Genomic DNA, 17,078 nt, shown 5'->3' on the forward strand with positions numbered 1-17,078 from the left:
AGTTTGCTTTTTACTTAACAAATTCTTTATAAATGGAATGTACCTTCGCTCCCGAATTCTCCCATTTCATTTCATGCACCTCGGCTACACCATATTTCTTAAACATCTCAGAAAGTGCAGGGTAGTTCAGTAACCCATAAATGGCATCGGCGAGCGCATCCACATCCCAGAAATCAACTTTGAACGCATAATTCAAGATTTCGGCCACCCCTGACTGGTAGGAGATAATCGATGGCACATTGGATTGCATGGCCTCCAGGGGAGATATGCCAAAAGGTTCCGAAACGGAAGGCATCACATAGACATCACTGATGGAGAACATCCTGAACACATCATCGCCCTTCAAAAAACCGGTATAGTGAAACCTGTCAGAAATTCCGAGTGAGGCGGTCCAGTAAATCATTTTCTCCAACAGCTCTCCGCTTCCGGCCATCACAAAGCGTACATTATCCATTTTCTGAAGTACCTTGTAGGCGGCCTGGACAAAGTATTCCGGCCCCTTTTGCAGAGTTACCCTTCCCAAAAAGGTAACCACCTTATCGGTAATCCCACGCTTCAACTGAAGCTTTTCATAATCGGAAAGGGGATCCACTGCATTGTAAACCGTTACCACTTTATCCGGATGGATCCCGTACTTTTCAATCACCGTATTACGGGTAAGATTACTAACCGCAATGATTTTATCGGCCAGTTCCATGCCGGTCTTCTCAATTTCAAATACGGTGGGATTTACTTTTCCCCCGCTTCGGTCAAAGTCGGTGGCATGTACATGGATCACCAGGGGTTTACCGGAGGCCCGCTTGGCAGCAATCCCGGCTGGATAAGTCAGCCAGTCATGCGAGTGAATAATTTCAAAGTCCTCCTTGAGTGCTATTTCACCGGCCACTATGGCATAGTTCGCAATTTCCTCATAAAGGTTTTTCCCATACGTCCCGGTAAAATTCAACTTGCCCCCCATGCTGGTCTCCACAAGTCTTTTTCCCTTGTTTTCAGCACTGTTGACCAGTTCTTCGTACTCTTCCGGGCTTGTATAGGGAACCAGATTGGAGTTGATTTCAATGTAAGAGAGATCCTTGAGATACAGGTGCTCTTTCAGCTTTCTGATGTCGAGGGTTACATCGCCGGCTCCCAGGACACGAATCCTGCTCTGGTCCTCATCGCCGTGTGCTTTGGGAACCACAAACAGAATATCCAGATCCGGAATAACAGACATGCCGCGGGTAAGCCCGTAACAGGCCGTACCCAATCCCCCGGAAATATGAGGTGGAAATTCCCACCCGAACATCAGAACCCTCATACGCTGAGAAAAAGTAACATTATTTAAATCCTTCTATCATTTCATTGATCCTTAACAAAGCAGCCACACCCGTGGCCTGCGAAACAGAACCCCTGCCCGTATGGGGTGGATTTCCGTTATATATTTCCGAGATACTCCCGATTCCCCTGACACTCATCTCCTCTTCAAAACCATCAAATATCTTCTTCACTCGACTTTGCCCGGTTTTCTTATGCACCTCCAAAACCCCGGCAGCATAGTGTTCCAGGAACCATGGCCAGACAGTACCCTGATGATATGCACGGTTGCGTTGTTCCTGGTTCCCCTCATAGGTCTCCTTATAAGCTTCATTTTTTGGTGAAAGGCTTCTCAATCCTCTGGGGGTCAACAGTTCACTCTCAACCACATCCAGTATCGATTTCTTCATCTCGGAAGTAAGTGGCGAGTGATCAAGCGAAACTGCAATCACCTGGCTGGGCCTGACCGAAAAATCTTTAAATTCCCCATTCACATAATCGGCCAGGTATCCCCGTTTCTGATCCCAGAACTGATCAACAAATGAGTCCCGGATTAGTTCAGGCAGGTGAGCCCAGGATTTGAAGAAGGTCCGGTCGCGCTTCTGCGACCAATGCAGGGCCTGGCATACGGCATTATACCACAGGGCATTCACCTCCACCACCAATCCGGGTCTCGGTGTAACCAGTTTTCCATCGATCACTGCATCCATCCAAGTCAGCGGTTTCCCGTCTTCCTGTGCATGGATCAGACCATTTTCAAGCATCCGGATGATTCCGGATGCCCCGCTCCGGTATGCCTCCAGAACCTCTTTAATGGCTTTCCCGTATTTTTTCCAGATATCAAAATCAGGATCATATTTTTCATAGAATTGCAGGGCCCGGATAAACCAGAGGGGGGCGTCTGAAGAATTGAATGCGGGCTTGCCCTGTATGGCGGTGTTGGGGAATAGCCCCTGTTTCATTCTGGCGACCATGGAATCAATTACCTCCAGTGCCGTGCTCAGATCCCCGGTGCTTAAAGTAAGTCCCGGCAGGGCCATGAAGGTATCCCGGCCCCAGGTCCCAAACCATGGAAATCCGGCTTTGATCTCCGTACTTGCCTCCTTACGCACGATGAACTGTTGTGCAGCATTCAGCAGGCATTCCTGCAAACTGTCTTTAGAAATGCGCTGATTCAGTTCGGAGGTGAATTTTCGCTTCAAACCACCGGGTACAGCTTCGCTGGTGGATGCAGAGAAAACAATGGACTCTCCTTTTTCAATTGGCATCTCGAAATAGCCCGGGACATAAAGATCTTCCTTATAATCGTAGCCTCTCTTCTGCTCCTCCATGTACTCGATATTATAATACCAGTCGGGAACAGATACAAACTCCACAGGCTTGGAAAACTGCATATAGAGCCCCGGGTACCCCTCGTAAAGCCTGGACATGATTCCGTTCTTCACTTCCTCATAACGGGTGTTGGCATAGAGGTTGGACTTACTCAGAGCATGAAAATTCCGGAAAGCCAGAAAGGGCTGTAAGCGCAGAAGAGTATCCGAATGTGCGTCAATCAGGGTATATCTGATCAGTACCTGTTCGGCCTTGGATACCAGATTCACCTCTTTGGACAGAATCACTCCACCTACCCGGTATACCAGGTAGGATGCCTTCGTCGAGTCGAACTCTCTGACATATTTATGCCCCTTGGGTACATAATGATCCCCTTCATATTTATGGATTCCGAGGTTGAACTCCTTATTGTGCTGGACCACCGTGGCATCAAGCGTGGAAAGCAAGACATGGTGTTCCCCATCCATCTGCTCCAGCGGGCAAACAAGCAGGCCATGGTACTTCCTGGTGTTACATCCGATAATGGTGGTCGCGGCATAAGAACCTGCACGGTTTGATCTGGTCAACTCCCTGGAGAGAGAATATTCCAGATTGACCAGTTCCTCTTTTTCAAACTTCAGGTAACTCATCGACAATAGAATTAAACTGTAAATTACAAAAATTCAGGTCCCAAAAAAGGCCATTATCCAAAAGAATAATGATACAAAATTAGAAACTAATCCCTACATATATCATTCTTACTACTTTTGTAACAAAATTTTAGAATATGAACAAATTCACAGAGCTCTGTTTCCTGATCCTTCTGGTGCTCGTCATGCCGGCCTGTAAACAGAACGGCCCGGAAAACAGTGCAGGTGATTTTCATGGAGGGACCACTTCTATAAAAGGCCTGCTCCAGGCTGGTGCCGGAGAAAGTGTGGTGCTGGAAGAGATGGGTGCCCGTGAATTTATTCCCCTGGATACGGTCCGGTGCGATAACGAAGGACATTTCCTGATCTCGTATCTGCAGGACCAGCAAGCCTTTTATATACTCAGGTTCGGATCTGCAGGTTATATCACTCTTCTGACAGTGCCCGGAGAGTCGATCGAATTTGCCGGTCAATTGAATAATAAGGATAGCTATACAGTCTCAGGATCGCCTGGTTCGGAACTGCTTCAAACCCTTGCCGCCGAACATAAAAAAGCACTGGAGGCTCTTGGCGATATCGCCCGAAAAAACAGGGAGCTGGTCTCCTCCCCTGATTATGTGGAACTAAAACAGGACCTGGACCTGAAATTTGATTCAATCACTTCCGCTTTCAAAGATTATTCCTTAAGCTTCATTCATGAAAATGCAGCTTCACCGGCTACCCTGATAGCGCTCTATAATCTTTATGGACAGGGTCTCCCCGTGTTCGATCCGGGAAGAGATTTCCAGGTATATCTCTTTGTAGATTCGGCCATGATGGCAAACCACAGTAAGCTGGAAGCGGTCCGGCTGCTGCATGCCCAGGTCGAAGAGGTTAAACTGATGAAGGATGGAGATCATCAGGCCTCCGTGCTGAAAAAAGGTAAGATCGCTCCCGATTTTGTATCTTCACGCCCGGATGGTACCGGGATGACCCTGAAGAGCCTGAGAGGAAATTATGTGTTGCTGGGTTTCTGGGCTTCGTGGAGCATGTTGTGCAGGGAAGAAAATGCAACACTGGTAAAGGCTTATGAACAATTCGGGGATAAGAACTTCAGAATTTTACAGGTCTCCCTCGATGACAATAAAGAAGCCTGGAACGGGGCCATTGAAGAGGATGGCCTGGTTTGGGATCACGTCAGTGATTTGAAACGATGGGAAACTCCGCTTGTCGAACTCTATGGGGTGGACAGGATCCCCTTCCAGGTGATTGTGGACCCGGCAGGTAAAATTGTGGAGACTGATCTTTACGGAGAACAACTATTAATGAAACTGGAACTTTTATTGAATAACTAAAATGAACAAAGCTATCCCCAGAATGATGGGACTGATCATGGTCCTCACAGGCTTTTCATGTAGCGGCGGCCGCACAGAAATCAGTGGTTTGATCCGAGGAGGAGAAGAGATCAGCCTGACCCTTGAAAGACTTGATGTGAACCGGACCTCGGTGGTCGATTCTTTAAAGACCGATAAGGATGGTTCTTTCTCCATAAAGCTAGCATTGGAAGAGCCTGAACTTTACCTGTTAAAAGATGAAAAAGGAGCTATTATTAACCTTCTGCTCGCACCGGGTGACAGAATATCGGTACAAAGCAGCCTCGATAGCTTCGGAAGTAATTATCAAGTAGCCGGTTCGGAAGAGTCGGAAGGAATCCGTAAGCTGGTGGAACATCTGGATCAAACCAGGAAAACCCTGGACTCCCTTCATCTTGAAGCCGGCTCCATCGGGGACCCTGAAAATCCCCGGTTTGAACTGGTCAAAAACGCCTATGCCCAGGCCATTATCAGGCAAAAACGCTTTACCATCAAATATCTGGTAGAGCATATGGGTTCTCTCTCAAGTGTCTACGCCTTATACCAAAAATATGATGAAGAATCGCTTATCCTGAACCTGGAGAACGATCTTCAGTACTTTAAAGCAGTGGCCGATTCGCTGGAGGTAACTTATCCCAATTCCTCCCTGACCAAATCGCTCCGGGTCGATATTGAGCAAAGAGAGGCTGCCTTCAATGAAGCTGCCAAGGTCAACTCCCTGCTGGAAATGGCCGATGAGGAATCCGGCCTGCTCGATCTTTCCATTCCTGACAGGGAAGGTCATGAGATAACTCTCTCCTCCCTTCAGGGGAAGGTAACCCTGGTAGCCTTCTGGGCTTCCGGAAACAATGCCAGCATCGAAGCTTTGATCCGCCTGCAATCCACCTATAATAAGTACCGCGACAAGGGCTTTGAAGTATATGCTATTTCCCTGGATAACAACAAGATAAACTGGATGAACGCCATTGACTTTAATGAATTCACCTGGATTAATGTATCGGAACTCAACTTCCCCGAATCCAACGCAGCGCTCCTGTACAATATCCGCGAGCTGCCCACTACCTTTCTGATAAACCGGGAAGGCGATATCGTAGCCAGAAATCTTTATGGCAGGACCCTGGAAACCTGGCTCGACAACCTGATCTGAGAAGAATGGCCGGTCAAGACCGCATATACTTTGCGTCCGATCTACACCTTGGAATGCAATCCCCGGAGGAAAGCCTGAAACGAGAAAAGCTCTTTGTAAAGTGGCTGGAGGAGATCCGGAGCGATGCACGCGAACTCTGGCTGCTGGGGGATGTATTCGACTACTGGTTTGAATACAGGAAGGTGGTGCCCCGGGGCTTTACCCGTTTTCTGGGAAAACTGGCCTCACTAAGTGACGATGGGGTGGAAATTCACCTGATCCCGGGCAACCATGATATCTGGGTATTCGATTACCTGCCCTCTGAAATCAGAATGCAGGTGCACCGTAAAAATATCCGAAAAGTCTGGAACGGACACCAGTTTCTTCTGGGACACGGCGATGGCTTACACCCGGGCGACAAGGGCTACAAGATGCTGCAGTGGATTTTCAAAAACAGGCTCATCCAGTGGTTCTATGCCCGCATCCATCCAAACGGGTCCATGGCCTTTGCTCACTGGTGGTCCAGAAAGAGCCGTATGAAACATGGCACCTTGGGCTCCTTCATGGGAGTGGAGAAGGAACACCAGCTGCATTTTGCCAGGAAAGAACTGGAAAAGCACCCGGACATTGAGTACTTTATATTCGGGCACCGGCATATCCCCTATGACATGCGGATCGCCGAAAACAGCCGGGTGATTTGCCTGGGGGACTGGATAGGCAATTTCACCTACGGTGTTTTCGACGGTCAGGAATTTCGCCTTGAAAAATACCTGCCTGAACAAGGCGAAATCATCAGGGGATAACCATTTTACATACTGCTAGGTACAAAGAGAACCACTATGGATGGATGGAATACAGAGGCCGCTGAAAAACCAGAAGCAATACCATTGAGGTAATAGCTGTAACTGGTTCCCTGTACTACCGGGAAAACCTCCATTAGATGAAATGGTATACCCATATTTGCCGTAAAAATCCATGAACTTTGAAAATAGCCTCTAGTAGCAGAATGGCTTCCCATCATTGGAATAACACCAGGGCCGGTATCTGGAGCCGTATGAAGATCCATCCCCCAAAAACCTGCTGCAGCTGAACTTGACTTTTCCAGTGAAATGGTCCCTGTCCCCGTAACGTAAAAATAACCATCTGCCGGAGCTGTGACAGTCACACTGGCAATATCATTATAGGAATCTGTAAGTGTATTCCAGATCGAACTAAAAGATTGACGGATTGCAGGTTCATCCAGAAGGTCAGCACTCGTGAGACTTCCATCCTGAACTTCATTGGTTCCAACGGCGTTCGCAGCTATTTCAGCGGATCCAACTGCACCGGGTGCAATTTCTGAGGCATAAAGAGCATAGGGAACAGTCAACAGTTCAGACACTCCCATCGAAGTTCCATTGACACTAACCTCTACAAAATAAGGCCCGGCCGACCAGTCAATGGCGCCAAATGAGACCGGATTTACTGATCCAACTTCCAGATTGACTATTCCAAAGTCGGTGGTGGTGGTATTATGGATTTCAGAATAGACGATGGTCCCTGTCGCTGTTGTTTGATGGATTTCCAGCTCGATACTTACCGACTCTCCCGATCTGGGATCTCCCTGAGCATCGCGCAATACGGCCTGATAGTTAAAGGTGCCAGGTGTCTGTCCCGTCAACGCTATGACTGAAACCAGTAACAGGGTCACCGACGTTGTAAAAAAACGTGAAATAGGGGTAAAAGTTCTTTTCATGATTTTAATGTTTTACGATTTGAAATAATCTGGATTCTTTTTTCTTGTCAGTCACTTTTAAAATGTACATAGCAGGAGCCAGTGAACTGAAGTCAATGCTTGTTTGTTCGCCAAGAACCTCTCCCCGCTCTACCATTTCCCCCAGGATATCATAGAGCATGTACTGGAAGCCCTGAGGGTCCCCTATCTGAAGGAAAAGATGGTCTTTGACCGGATTTGGAAATACGGACATTTGAATTTCCGGCTGGCTGACAACGGGTACACCTGTGCGCAATCGTGTTTGATGAAAGCCCTGGGTTAAAATCGCCCCCGGAGAGGCATGTGTACTGATAACACACTCCCCGATGGAAAAACTCAGATAACCGGAACTGTTGTGAAAGGATGCACCTGATGCAGCAACCAGATCATGGGGTTGTGCTAAAGCACCGGTGCACCAGAAGCCTAATAGCAGGGTGAAGAGTAATTTTCGATCCATACGTATCGCTTTAATGGGTTAATAATATGTTTTGAAGTCAGACCAGGGGTGACGACCACGATGGCGATCCGCCACTTGCCACGGAACCGGTGAAAACAGAAACCCGGTGCCCAAGAGATAAACGCCTTAATTCAACAGAATCAGGGCCTTAGTCATAGTTAGAAATATATACGATCCGTTTTAGAGAGAAAATAAACTGACTCCTGTGCTCAAGCCAGCCCAGGTAAGAGAGTATAATATTTCAGCAACAAAGACCAAGGTAAAGAATTACCCTCTAAAAATCAATGCCCCGGGAGCTGGCATTAAAAAAGGGCTGCCCCATACGAGACAGCCCCTGATCTGATTTTTATTAAAAACGACTCTTAGAAAGAACCGACCGGCTTCTTAATACCGGAAAATTTATTAATATCCCAAATTTTCTATTCACGATTTGTTATTCATTGGGGTTAGAACCTGAAAAAGTCCCTTTTAAAAATGAACCCGACGATTCTACCACTCCAACAGAAGAAGGTATATAAATTGCGGTCATTACAGGCCAAAAGACTGAAACAGTCCTATTGGTTCTGTACAGCATTCCTTCAAAATAGAAAGTGTAGGTACCCGGCACTCCTCTATAAAAAGTTCCTGTGGCAGTTTGATCAAATATATATAGACCCGTAGATGGAAAAGTTTGAATAAAAACCTCGCTATATCGTCCAGCGTTAATCGTCCCTCCTTCTGTATCATCAATTTGCATGATAAATCCTTGTTCTAATGTATTGTTATAATTATCGAATCTCATCAATCCTCTTGCAGTAATGAAAATATACCCGGGTCCGGGGATTGTTACAGTGACAGAGGCCATTGTCGTTGTCGCTGTATTTGAGAATCCTGTTATGGCGAATACACCTAATGTTTGTGCAATACCTGGTTGTTCTAAAATGTCTTCGGACAATATGGTCCCATTGACAATATCAACGGAATAAACCGAGTTGGCGGCAAGCTCAACAGCACCTACGGAATTGGCGCCCAAATCGCTGGCTGTTAAGCTATTATCAACCACATGTGAGCTTTCAACCGAGTTGGCTTCAAGGATTCCCGGAGGTCCTTCAGGGCCGATTGGTCCTTCTGGTCCGGTTGCTCCTGCAGCGCCCACTGGGCCCGGTGGTCCTTCTGGCCCTTCTGGCCCCGGAACCCCGTTCACAGCATAAAGGGCATAGGGAACAGTCAACAGTTCAGACACTCCCATTGAAGTTCCACTGACACTAACCTCTATAAAATAGGGCCCGGCCGACCAGTCAATGGCGCCAAATGAGACCGGATTTACTGATCCAACTTCCAGATTGACTATTCCAAAGTCGGTGGTGGTGGTATTATGGATTTCAGAATAGACGATGGTCCCTGTCGCTGTTGTCTGATGGATTTCCAGTTCAATACTTACGCTTTCACCTGATCTTGGATCTCCCTGAGCATCGCGCAATACGGCCTGATAATTAAAGGTACCTGGTGTCTGGCCCATCAAAGCGATGACTGAAGCCAGTAACAGGGTCACCGACGTTGTAAAAAAACGTGAAACAGGGGTAAAAGTTCTTTTCATGATTTTAATGTACTACGATTTGAAATATTCTGGATTCCTATATCTTGTCAGTCACTTTTAAAACGTACCTAGCAGGTGCCAGTAAACTGAAGTCAGTTCTTGTCAGTTCGCCAGGAACCTCTCCCCGATGGAAACGGAACTGTTGCGGAAGGAAGCTCCCGAGGCGGCAACCAGATCCCGGGGTTGCGCTAAAACACCGGTACACCAAAAGACTACAAACTGGGTGAAGAGTAATTTTCGATCCATACGTATCGGCTTAATGGCTTAATCCAACAGAATCAAGGCCTTAGTAATATCAGTAATATATAAAATCCGTTTCACAGAGAAAACAAACCGGTTCCTGCGCTCAAGCCAGCCCAAGTAAAGATTCTCAGCAAGACTGATCAAGGTAAGGAATTACCCTCTAAAAGTCAATGATACCTGGATTGTACCAAAAAGGGGCTGCCCCTCGCGAGACAGCCCCTGATCTGAATGATATAAAAACTGTTTTTAGAAAATACCGAAGGCCACCGTCAGGCCGGCCATAACCACAGAAACCATGGTCATCAATTTAATCAGGATGTTCAGTGAAGGTCCCGAAGTATCCTTGAAAGGATCACCTACTGTATCTCCAACCACAGCAGCCTTATGTGACTCACTTCCTTTTCCTCCGTAATTCCCTTTTTCAATATACTTCTTGGCATTGTCCCAGGCACCTCCTGCATTATTCAGCATCACTGCCAGGGTGAACCCGGTGGTCAGTCCGCCGACAAGCAGTCCGACTACCCCGGCAACACCCAGGAGCAGTCCGATGCCCACTGGAACGGCAATTGCCAGCAGGGAAGGAAGCAGCATTTCCTTTTGTGCACCTTTGGTGGAAATCTCCACGCACTTGGCATATTCTGGGGTGGCTTTGCCTTCCATAATTCCGGGGATCTCCCGGAACTGCCTGCGCACCTCATCCACCATGGATCCGGCAGCCCGGCCCACGGCCTTCATGGTCATGGCACAGAATACAAAAGCCATCATGGCGCCCATAAAGATGCCCCCCAGCAACATGGGATTGAAAATCGAAAGATCATAAGCAGCCACAAAATCATGAATAGTGGCACTGTTCAACTGAACCACATTCAGCCCGTCAGCAGCTGCAGGAGCATGATCCGTATAAAAGAGGGTATCCCCTATCCGTTCAAATCCGTCAGCGGTCTTGTCTGCCAGTCTGCCAAGCCAGAGCCTTACCTCTTCCATATAGGCAGCAAGAAGCGCCATGGCTGTCAGGGCAGCCGATCCTATGGCAAATCCTTTACCAGTGGCTGCAGTTGTATTACCCAGCATATCCAGGGCGTCGGTCCGTTCCCGGACCTCGGGGGGAAGCTCGGCCATTTCAGCATTTCCTCCGGCATTGTCGGCAATAGGACCAAAAGCATCGGTAGCCAGAGTGATCCCCAGAGTGGAGAGCATCCCAACAGCGGCAAAACCAATTCCGTAAACTCCCTTGGAAAATTCTGCAAAACCACCGGAAAATCCAAAAGCTGCAATAATGGCAATCACGATGGTAACCACCGGAATCCAGGTGGAGTACATTCCAACAGCCATCCCGTCAATAATCGTGGTAGCCGCTCCCTGTTGGGTTTGTTTTGCGATTCCCCTGGTCGCCTTGTATTCATCGGAAGTAAAGAGTTCTGTTCCCTGTCCGATGATCACCCCGGCAGCCAGACCCGCAACCACAGCACCAAAAATGCCCCAGCTTACCCATCCCTGGGAAGCCATGACAGCCATGGCAACAAGGATCAGAAAAGAACTGCCTCCTGTACCAAGCAGGAGGGCATTCAGCAGGTTTTTCTGAGTAGCAGATTCTTTTGCCCGGACCATAAAAATCCCCGCAATAGAAAGAACAATGCCAATACCGGCAACAATCATCGGGGCCACCACAGCCATTCCCTGCTCCGCACCCGAAAGCCCTGGTAAAGCAGCTCCCAGGGCGGCAGTAGCCAGTATGGAACCTGCATAGGATTCATAGAGGTCAGCACCCATTCCGGCCACATCTCCCACATTATCGCCTACGTTATCGGCAATGGTAGCAGGGTTACGTGGATCATCCTCAGGAATGCCGGCTTCCACTTTCCCAACCAGATCGGCTCCCACATCGGCCGCCTTGGTATAAATACCACCACCCACACGTGCGAAGAGGGCCTGGGTCGAAGCTCCCATCCCAAAAGTAAGCATCACTGCGGTGATCTCGACCAATTTCTCGTGGTTGGTCGTTCCTTCATGAACAAAGGTCAGGCCCATCCAGTGCAGGCCATGTTCCATGTTTTCAGGACTGAAAACAAATTTATTCAGTACCCAGAACCACCCGGTGATATCCAGCAGGGCGAATCCTACCACGACCAGACCCATGACCGCGCCACTGCGAAAGGCTACCTGCAGTCCCTTATTCAGAGATTTTGAGGCACCGTGTGCAGTTCTGGCCGAAGCAAAGGTGGCTGTTTTCATTCCTAAAAATCCACAGAGTCCGGAAAAGAACCCACCGGTCAGGAAGGCCACAGGCACAAAGGGATTCTGTACTCCCAGATAGGCAAGAAGGATTAAGATGATCAGTAAAACACCAAATACGTATCCAACCACCCGGTACTGGCGTTTTAAATAGGCCATAGCTCCTTCACGAACATACTGTGCAATCTCCTTCATCCGGTCGGTTCCTTCTGAATTCTTCATCATGACTTTGAAGAAATACCAGGCAAAAACCAGTGCTACGACAGCAGCCAGAGGAAGCAACCAGAATAGTGCGAAAATATTACTCATAACTCTAAGCTTTAAGTGTTTAGTTTGAAAGAAAAAGCAAAGATATAGAAAATGCTTTTAGAATGATATTAAATTGACAATGGATGAATTTGATCTTATCTTTAGAGTTACAAATCTTTAAAAGCCCATGTATAGAACTCCGATTCTGCCGGCCATCTTGATCATAGGATTCTTAACTTCCATGCAGATCTCCGCCCAGTGCATCCCAGATACAGTAAATTGCATTGATATCGGTGCCCCCGGGCAATTCTGTCCGGATAAGCTGCCCGATGCCGGCCTGGCTGTGCTCTACGATGAAGTGGTTACCGTTATAGCGCCAGGGTCCGCTCCCCCGCCATATGAAATGTGGAACATTGACTACATTGAAATTGACTCGGTAAAGAACCTTCCTCCCGGAATAGACTACTTCCCCAATGCCGATGTTTTCTTTCCGGATACCTCTTATTGTATTCAGCTTACGGGTACACCCACGCAAACAGGAGAGTTCAAACTGGAAATTCACATTGGAGCAACCATTGATATAATGGGAATACCCACCAAAATCCCCTTTTTAGATGATTCTTCCATAGTGATTCGAGTGGTTGAAGTACTGGGGATTGATCCGGATTCGCATTCAGAATTTCAGGTATTCCAGAATGTTCCAAATCCATTTTCAGATAAAACCCGGCTGGCCTGCTATACCCCGGTCCGGGAGCAGGTGGAATTAAGTATATACAACATTTTGGGCGTTCTGGTGCACCACGAATCAGATATGCTTGCTCCCGGTTCTCACCATTTTTCTTTTGATGGCAGAAAGCTGGAGCCGGGCATATATCTCTACCGGGTAAGAACCCCTGCGGCCGGCTTTTCCGGGAGGCTTTTAAAATCCAGATAGGAATCTCCGGGATCAAAGATTAAAACGTAGCTGCAAGGTGATGTTACGGGGCGGACCAATATCACCGGGTCTTCCCAGATACTCTACATTCAGGGCATTCCTGAGTATGGCAGTCATCCGGATCATTTCTGTGATGCTCCACCCTATCCTGAGATCCAGTACGGTATAACCGGTGGCATGCTCCTCCCAGTAATTGGGGAAGCCCGGAAGAATCAGATTTCCAATTCCAGGATCAATAAAGGCGATATCCACATTGATCATCCGTGAATTATACTGAAGATTGATGCCAGCAAAAATCTTCCAGGCCTCAAGTTCCAAATCCATCTTCAGCAGATGCCGGCGCCTGTATTTCAGGATATGTCCCTCCTCATTTACCAGCTGGACAGAATCCAGAAGTGAAGGATCAACCGGGTTCATCCAGGTATACCCTCCCGAAAACCGGAGTCCCAGTGGTCCCATCATTCCCATCATGGAAATTTTACCATCAAGCCCGTTGATTCTAGCCGTACCTGTATTTAATGCTTTAAAACCCACATCATCAATAGTTGGAACATCGTCGGGTGTGGGAGGATACACTCCGAATGTATACTCAATCATATTATTATATTCCGTCCAGAAAAGAGCCAGATCGGCCAGTCCAAGCCAACGCCCCAGAGCAATCTCCTGCTTTACCCCCACTTCAGATGACCAGCCTCGTTCGGGATCCAGTTCCGGATTCCGAAAGATCTTTAATCCTCCGATATTTGCATCGGCAAACTTCTCGGCCACCGAAGGGAAGCGGTATCCCTGACCAATGGAGGATCTTATGAATGTTCCTTCCCCAGCCTGATAGCTCAGGCCGGCTCTCAGAACGGGGAGTGAATAAAACAGCTCCCCATTCAGGCTATTGAGCTCCCATCGAAGACCCGTAGAAACCTGCAGTTTTTTAAACAGATGAGCGTCCAACTGTGAGAAGATGGCACTATTTGATCCCTTATGATTGTCATAAAGGCCTGCCAGCACCGTATTCCTTGAAAATGAAATCCCGCTTGTCCAGTGGGTCCTTTTACGGAATCTTTTTAAATAGCGGTACTCCAGATACCATAGTTTTGAGGCACTGCTCCTTTCGTCATTTATAGTAACATTCCCCACACTGTATAACCTGGTTTTCAGAGAGTGCTTGTTCCCTCTTCCAGTCAGGTATTCCACCGATGGATCTATGTTATATCTGTTGCCCTTCAGGGGTGTCATCGATTCAGGGTTCTGAAGATAGGCCCCTGAACCAGCATCCTGCCAGAGCAGAAAATCTGACTGGTCGGCCACCATGCCACTGGCAGCAAGACCCAGTGTGAGACCCTGGATTTTTGCACTACGGTATTTGAGTCCCAGATTCCCCCGGATCCTGCTTTCATAATCCCCTTCCCGGTAGCCTTCATCTTTGAAATAGTTCCCGCCCAGGGAAAGGTCGAACTTCCCTATTTTCCGGAGATGACTGAAGGATGCACCGGCAAACAAAGGTCTGCGGTCCCACCAGATCAGCTCCTTGCGTGCCGGATTCAAATAGGCTCCGCCAAAGAGAGTGGCTTCAGTCCGGGGGTCCAGGTCCGGACTGCGTGTCTTCAGGTTAATTACTCCATTCAGGGCCGAGGAACCATATAAAACCGAAGAGGCGCCTTTTATTACCTCTACCTGACCCAGATTTTCCACGGGCATGTAGTTCCATTTGATATCCCCGGCATCCGCTGAGATCATAGGCAGGTCATCGACCAGCATCAGTACTCTGCTTCCAACACCATAACTAAACCCGCTTCCTCCCCGGATACTGGGCTGCCCATCCAGGATACTGATCCCCGGTGTCTTCTCCAGGATCATATCCAGGGAAGAGATGTTCTGATTTGAAAGCTGGTGTGGTTTGATCACCTCCAGGGAAACGGTGACTTCAGACAACTTCTGTTCATATTTGCCGGCACTGACAACCACTTCATCCAGCATTTTACTGCTTCTGCTCATCCCGATCTCCAGGTGAAGGATTTCCCCCTCCCTCAGGATAATCTCCTTACGCAGATCTGAATAACCCATATAGGAGAACTCCACAAGGTGTTCCCCCGCATCAAGTGAAAGCGAAAAAGCTCCGTTCAGATCAGTGGTGGTACCTGTGTGCCTGTCGGTACTTACATGGACAGCAATCAATGGGTCTCCGGAGCCGGCATCTGTAACCTGCCCGGTAACAGATCCCTGGGCCTGTCCCCACAGTGCTTTTCCCGGCACGAACAGCCACAGTGCCCAGAGGCTGATAATTCGTATGTTACGAAAATGTAAGATTCGATCCTTTTATTATATTTACCCAACTAAAATACCCTTTTTTAACCAAATCATCCCCATTATGCTGCTTCATCAACAATTCGTCAGGAATGCGAAAAAGTACAGGAAAAAACTGGCCATCAAAGATAAGACCACCCATAGCAACGTAAGCTTTGAAAGAGCGCTCATCGGAGCGTTGATACTTTCCAGGAAATTCCAAAAATATGACAAGGGATATATCGGCATCATGATCCCCACCTCGGCAGGCTGTGCCCTAGCCACTGTCGGAGCACTGATGAGCGGCCGGGTTCCGGTGATGATCAACTATTCCACAGGCGCTGAGAACAATGCCAGATATGCCCAGGAAAAATGCAGTTTCAAAACCATCATAACCTCCAGGGCTCTGCTCGAAAAAATTGATTGCCCGCTTATCGAAGGGATGGTCCTGATCGAAGATATCATGAAGAGTGTAAGCACCGCCGATAAGCTGAAAGCGGCCTTAAAGACCAAACTTCCCGTCGGAACAATCCTCAACAGTATCCACAAGGGTCATGAAGATGACAATGCAGCCATCCTGTTTACCAGTGGCAGTGAAAAGGATCCCAAGGTAGTTCAGCTGACCCACCGGAACCTGGCTTCAAATATTGAGAATTTCAGCGAGCATGAGAAAATTACAGGAGACGATATTTTGCTTGCCAACCTGGTCTTCTTTCACATATTCGGTCTTACTGTAAATCTCTGGCTGGCCTTTGTAAAGGGAATGACCATGGTCACCTATGCCAATCCCACTGAGTTTTCCACAATCTGTAAAATCGCCAGGGAAGAGAAGCCTACCCTGATGGTGGGCACCCCAAGTTTTTTCTGGGGCTACCTGAAGAAATCAGAACCCGGAGACTTTAAAAGTGTGCGTATCATGGTAGCCGGGGCTGATAAATGTCCCGATGCTTTGCGGGAGGGATATATGAAAAAACATGGCGTTACGCTGATGGAGGGTTATGGGGCCACTGAAACTTCGCCGGTAGTTTCAGTCAACAGCCTGGAATTCAACCGTCCGGGCAGTATCGGGAAAGTAATACCTAATGTGCAGGTCAGGATCGAAAACCTGGATACCGGGAAAGAATGCAAAGCGGGCGAAGTCGGGAAAATCCTGGTAAAAGGGGACCTGGTTATGAAAGGCTATCTGGGCCAGCCGGAGCTGACTGCAGAAGCGATTGTGGATGGATGGTACAACACCGGTGATATGGGTTACCTGGATGAGGATGCTTATCTCTGGCACTCGGGTCGCTTTAAGCGCTTTGTTAAAATCGGAGGTGAAATGGTCTCTTTGGTAAAGGTGGAAAATGTCATGGAGCAGCATCTTCCGGAAGGAGTCTCCTGCTGCATCGTAGAGATCCCCGACGAAATCAAGGGAGCCACTATTGTAGCAGCAGTCACAAAAGATATCAATAAAATTGCCATCCTCCGGAAAATGGGAAAAGATCTTCCGAACATTGCCCTGCCCCGGCAGTTTTTCGTCATTGAGGAACTCCCGATGATGGGAACCGGAAAGATTGATTTCCGTTCCGTCACTGAACTGGTAAATGATTTGGTTAACAACCCGGATGCCAATTAAATCCGGAGAA

Annotated in this window: 13 protein-coding genes; 5 read left to right on the plus strand and 8 right to left on the minus strand. The window is 47.9% G+C overall.

The genetic code is table 11. The features are described from left to right. Positions 1 to 10: 10 nt before the first annotated feature. Together P1P86_04820 and P1P86_04825 are read right to left on the minus strand one after the other, a co-directional pair. Positions 11 to 1,297 carry a glycosyltransferase gene (locus P1P86_04820; GenBank protein MDF1574497.1) on the minus strand — a complete coding sequence of 429 codons (1,287 nt, stop codon included), beginning with the start codon at positions 1,295 to 1,297 and terminating at the stop codon, positions 11 to 13. A 19-nt stretch (positions 1,298 to 1,316) separates the two neighbouring features. Continuing rightward, complete coding sequence (locus P1P86_04825) at positions 1,317 to 3,254, minus strand: amylo-alpha-1,6-glucosidase (GenBank protein MDF1574498.1); 1,938 nt, start codon at positions 3,252 to 3,254, stop codon at positions 1,317 to 1,319. Positions 3,255 to 3,391: 137 nt separating this feature from the next. Here P1P86_04825 and P1P86_04830 point away from each other — a divergent pair, with 137 nt between their 5' ends. The 3 genes from P1P86_04830 to P1P86_04840 are packed head-to-tail and all read left to right on the plus strand — an operon-like array spanning position 3,392 to position 6,535. Then, on the plus strand, positions 3,392 to 4,588 hold the full coding sequence (locus P1P86_04830; GenBank protein ID MDF1574499.1) for a TlpA disulfide reductase family protein: 1,197 nt from the start codon (positions 3,392 to 3,394) through the stop codon (positions 4,586 to 4,588). A 1-nt stretch (position 4,589) separates the two neighbouring features. Next, positions 4,590 to 5,753 carry a TlpA disulfide reductase family protein gene (locus P1P86_04835; GenBank protein ID MDF1574500.1) on the plus strand — a complete coding sequence of 388 codons (1,164 nt, stop codon included), beginning with the start codon at positions 4,590 to 4,592 and terminating at the stop codon, positions 5,751 to 5,753. Between the two features lie 5 nt (positions 5,754 to 5,758). Further along, the gene (locus P1P86_04840) at positions 5,759 to 6,535 is read left to right on the plus strand and encodes a UDP-2,3-diacylglucosamine diphosphatase (protein ID MDF1574501.1); all 777 of its coding nucleotides are present in this window, start codon (positions 5,759 to 5,761) and stop codon (positions 6,533 to 6,535) included. A gap of 5 nt (positions 6,536 to 6,540) precedes the next feature. Here P1P86_04840 and P1P86_04845 read toward each other — a convergent pair whose 3' ends face one another. The 5 genes from P1P86_04845 to P1P86_04865 form a co-directional block, all read right to left on the minus strand. Continuing rightward, the gene (locus tag P1P86_04845) at positions 6,541 to 7,467 is read right to left on the minus strand and encodes a hypothetical protein (protein MDF1574502.1); all 927 of its coding nucleotides are present in this window, start codon (positions 7,465 to 7,467) and stop codon (positions 6,541 to 6,543) included. Positions 7,468 to 7,471: 4 nt separating this feature from the next. After that, complete coding sequence (locus P1P86_04850) at positions 7,472 to 7,942, minus strand: T9SS type A sorting domain-containing protein (GenBank protein MDF1574503.1); 471 nt, start codon at positions 7,940 to 7,942, stop codon at positions 7,472 to 7,474. A 433-nt stretch (positions 7,943 to 8,375) separates the two neighbouring features. Next, entirely contained in the window at positions 8,376 to 9,518 is a 1,143-nt protein-coding gene (locus tag P1P86_04855) for a hypothetical protein (GenBank protein ID MDF1574504.1), read from the minus strand. A 102-nt stretch (positions 9,519 to 9,620) separates the two neighbouring features. Further along, positions 9,621 to 9,764: a hypothetical protein gene (locus P1P86_04860; protein MDF1574505.1), complete on the minus strand. Its 144-nt coding sequence runs from the start codon at positions 9,762 to 9,764 to the stop codon at positions 9,621 to 9,623. A gap of 243 nt (positions 9,765 to 10,007) precedes the next feature. Next, a complete protein-coding gene (locus P1P86_04865) occupies positions 10,008 to 12,302 on the minus strand; it encodes a sodium-translocating pyrophosphatase (protein ID MDF1574506.1) in 2,295 nt (764 codons plus the stop codon). Between the two features lie 127 nt (positions 12,303 to 12,429). On the opposite strand from P1P86_04865, the gene P1P86_04870 reads away from it, so the two are divergent. Then, positions 12,430 to 13,176 carry a T9SS type A sorting domain-containing protein gene (locus tag P1P86_04870; protein ID MDF1574507.1) on the plus strand — a complete coding sequence of 249 codons (747 nt, stop codon included), beginning with the start codon at positions 12,430 to 12,432 and terminating at the stop codon, positions 13,174 to 13,176. A 12-nt stretch (positions 13,177 to 13,188) separates the two neighbouring features. Here the strand turns inward: P1P86_04870 and P1P86_04875 are convergent, their stop codons facing one another. Then, the gene (locus tag P1P86_04875) at positions 13,189 to 15,423 is read right to left on the minus strand and encodes a TonB-dependent receptor (GenBank protein MDF1574508.1); all 2,235 of its coding nucleotides are present in this window, start codon (positions 15,421 to 15,423) and stop codon (positions 13,189 to 13,191) included. 115 nt (positions 15,424 to 15,538) lie between these two features. Between P1P86_04875 and P1P86_04880 the strand changes: the two genes are divergently transcribed. Then, a complete protein-coding gene (locus tag P1P86_04880; protein MDF1574509.1) occupies positions 15,539 to 17,068 on the plus strand; it encodes an AMP-binding protein in 1,530 nt (509 codons plus the stop codon). Positions 17,069 to 17,078: the final 10 nt, after the last annotated feature.

The sequence above is a fragment of the Bacteroidales bacterium genome (genome assembly GCA_029210725.1).
Lineage (GTDB): Bacteria > Bacteroidota > Bacteroidia > Bacteroidales.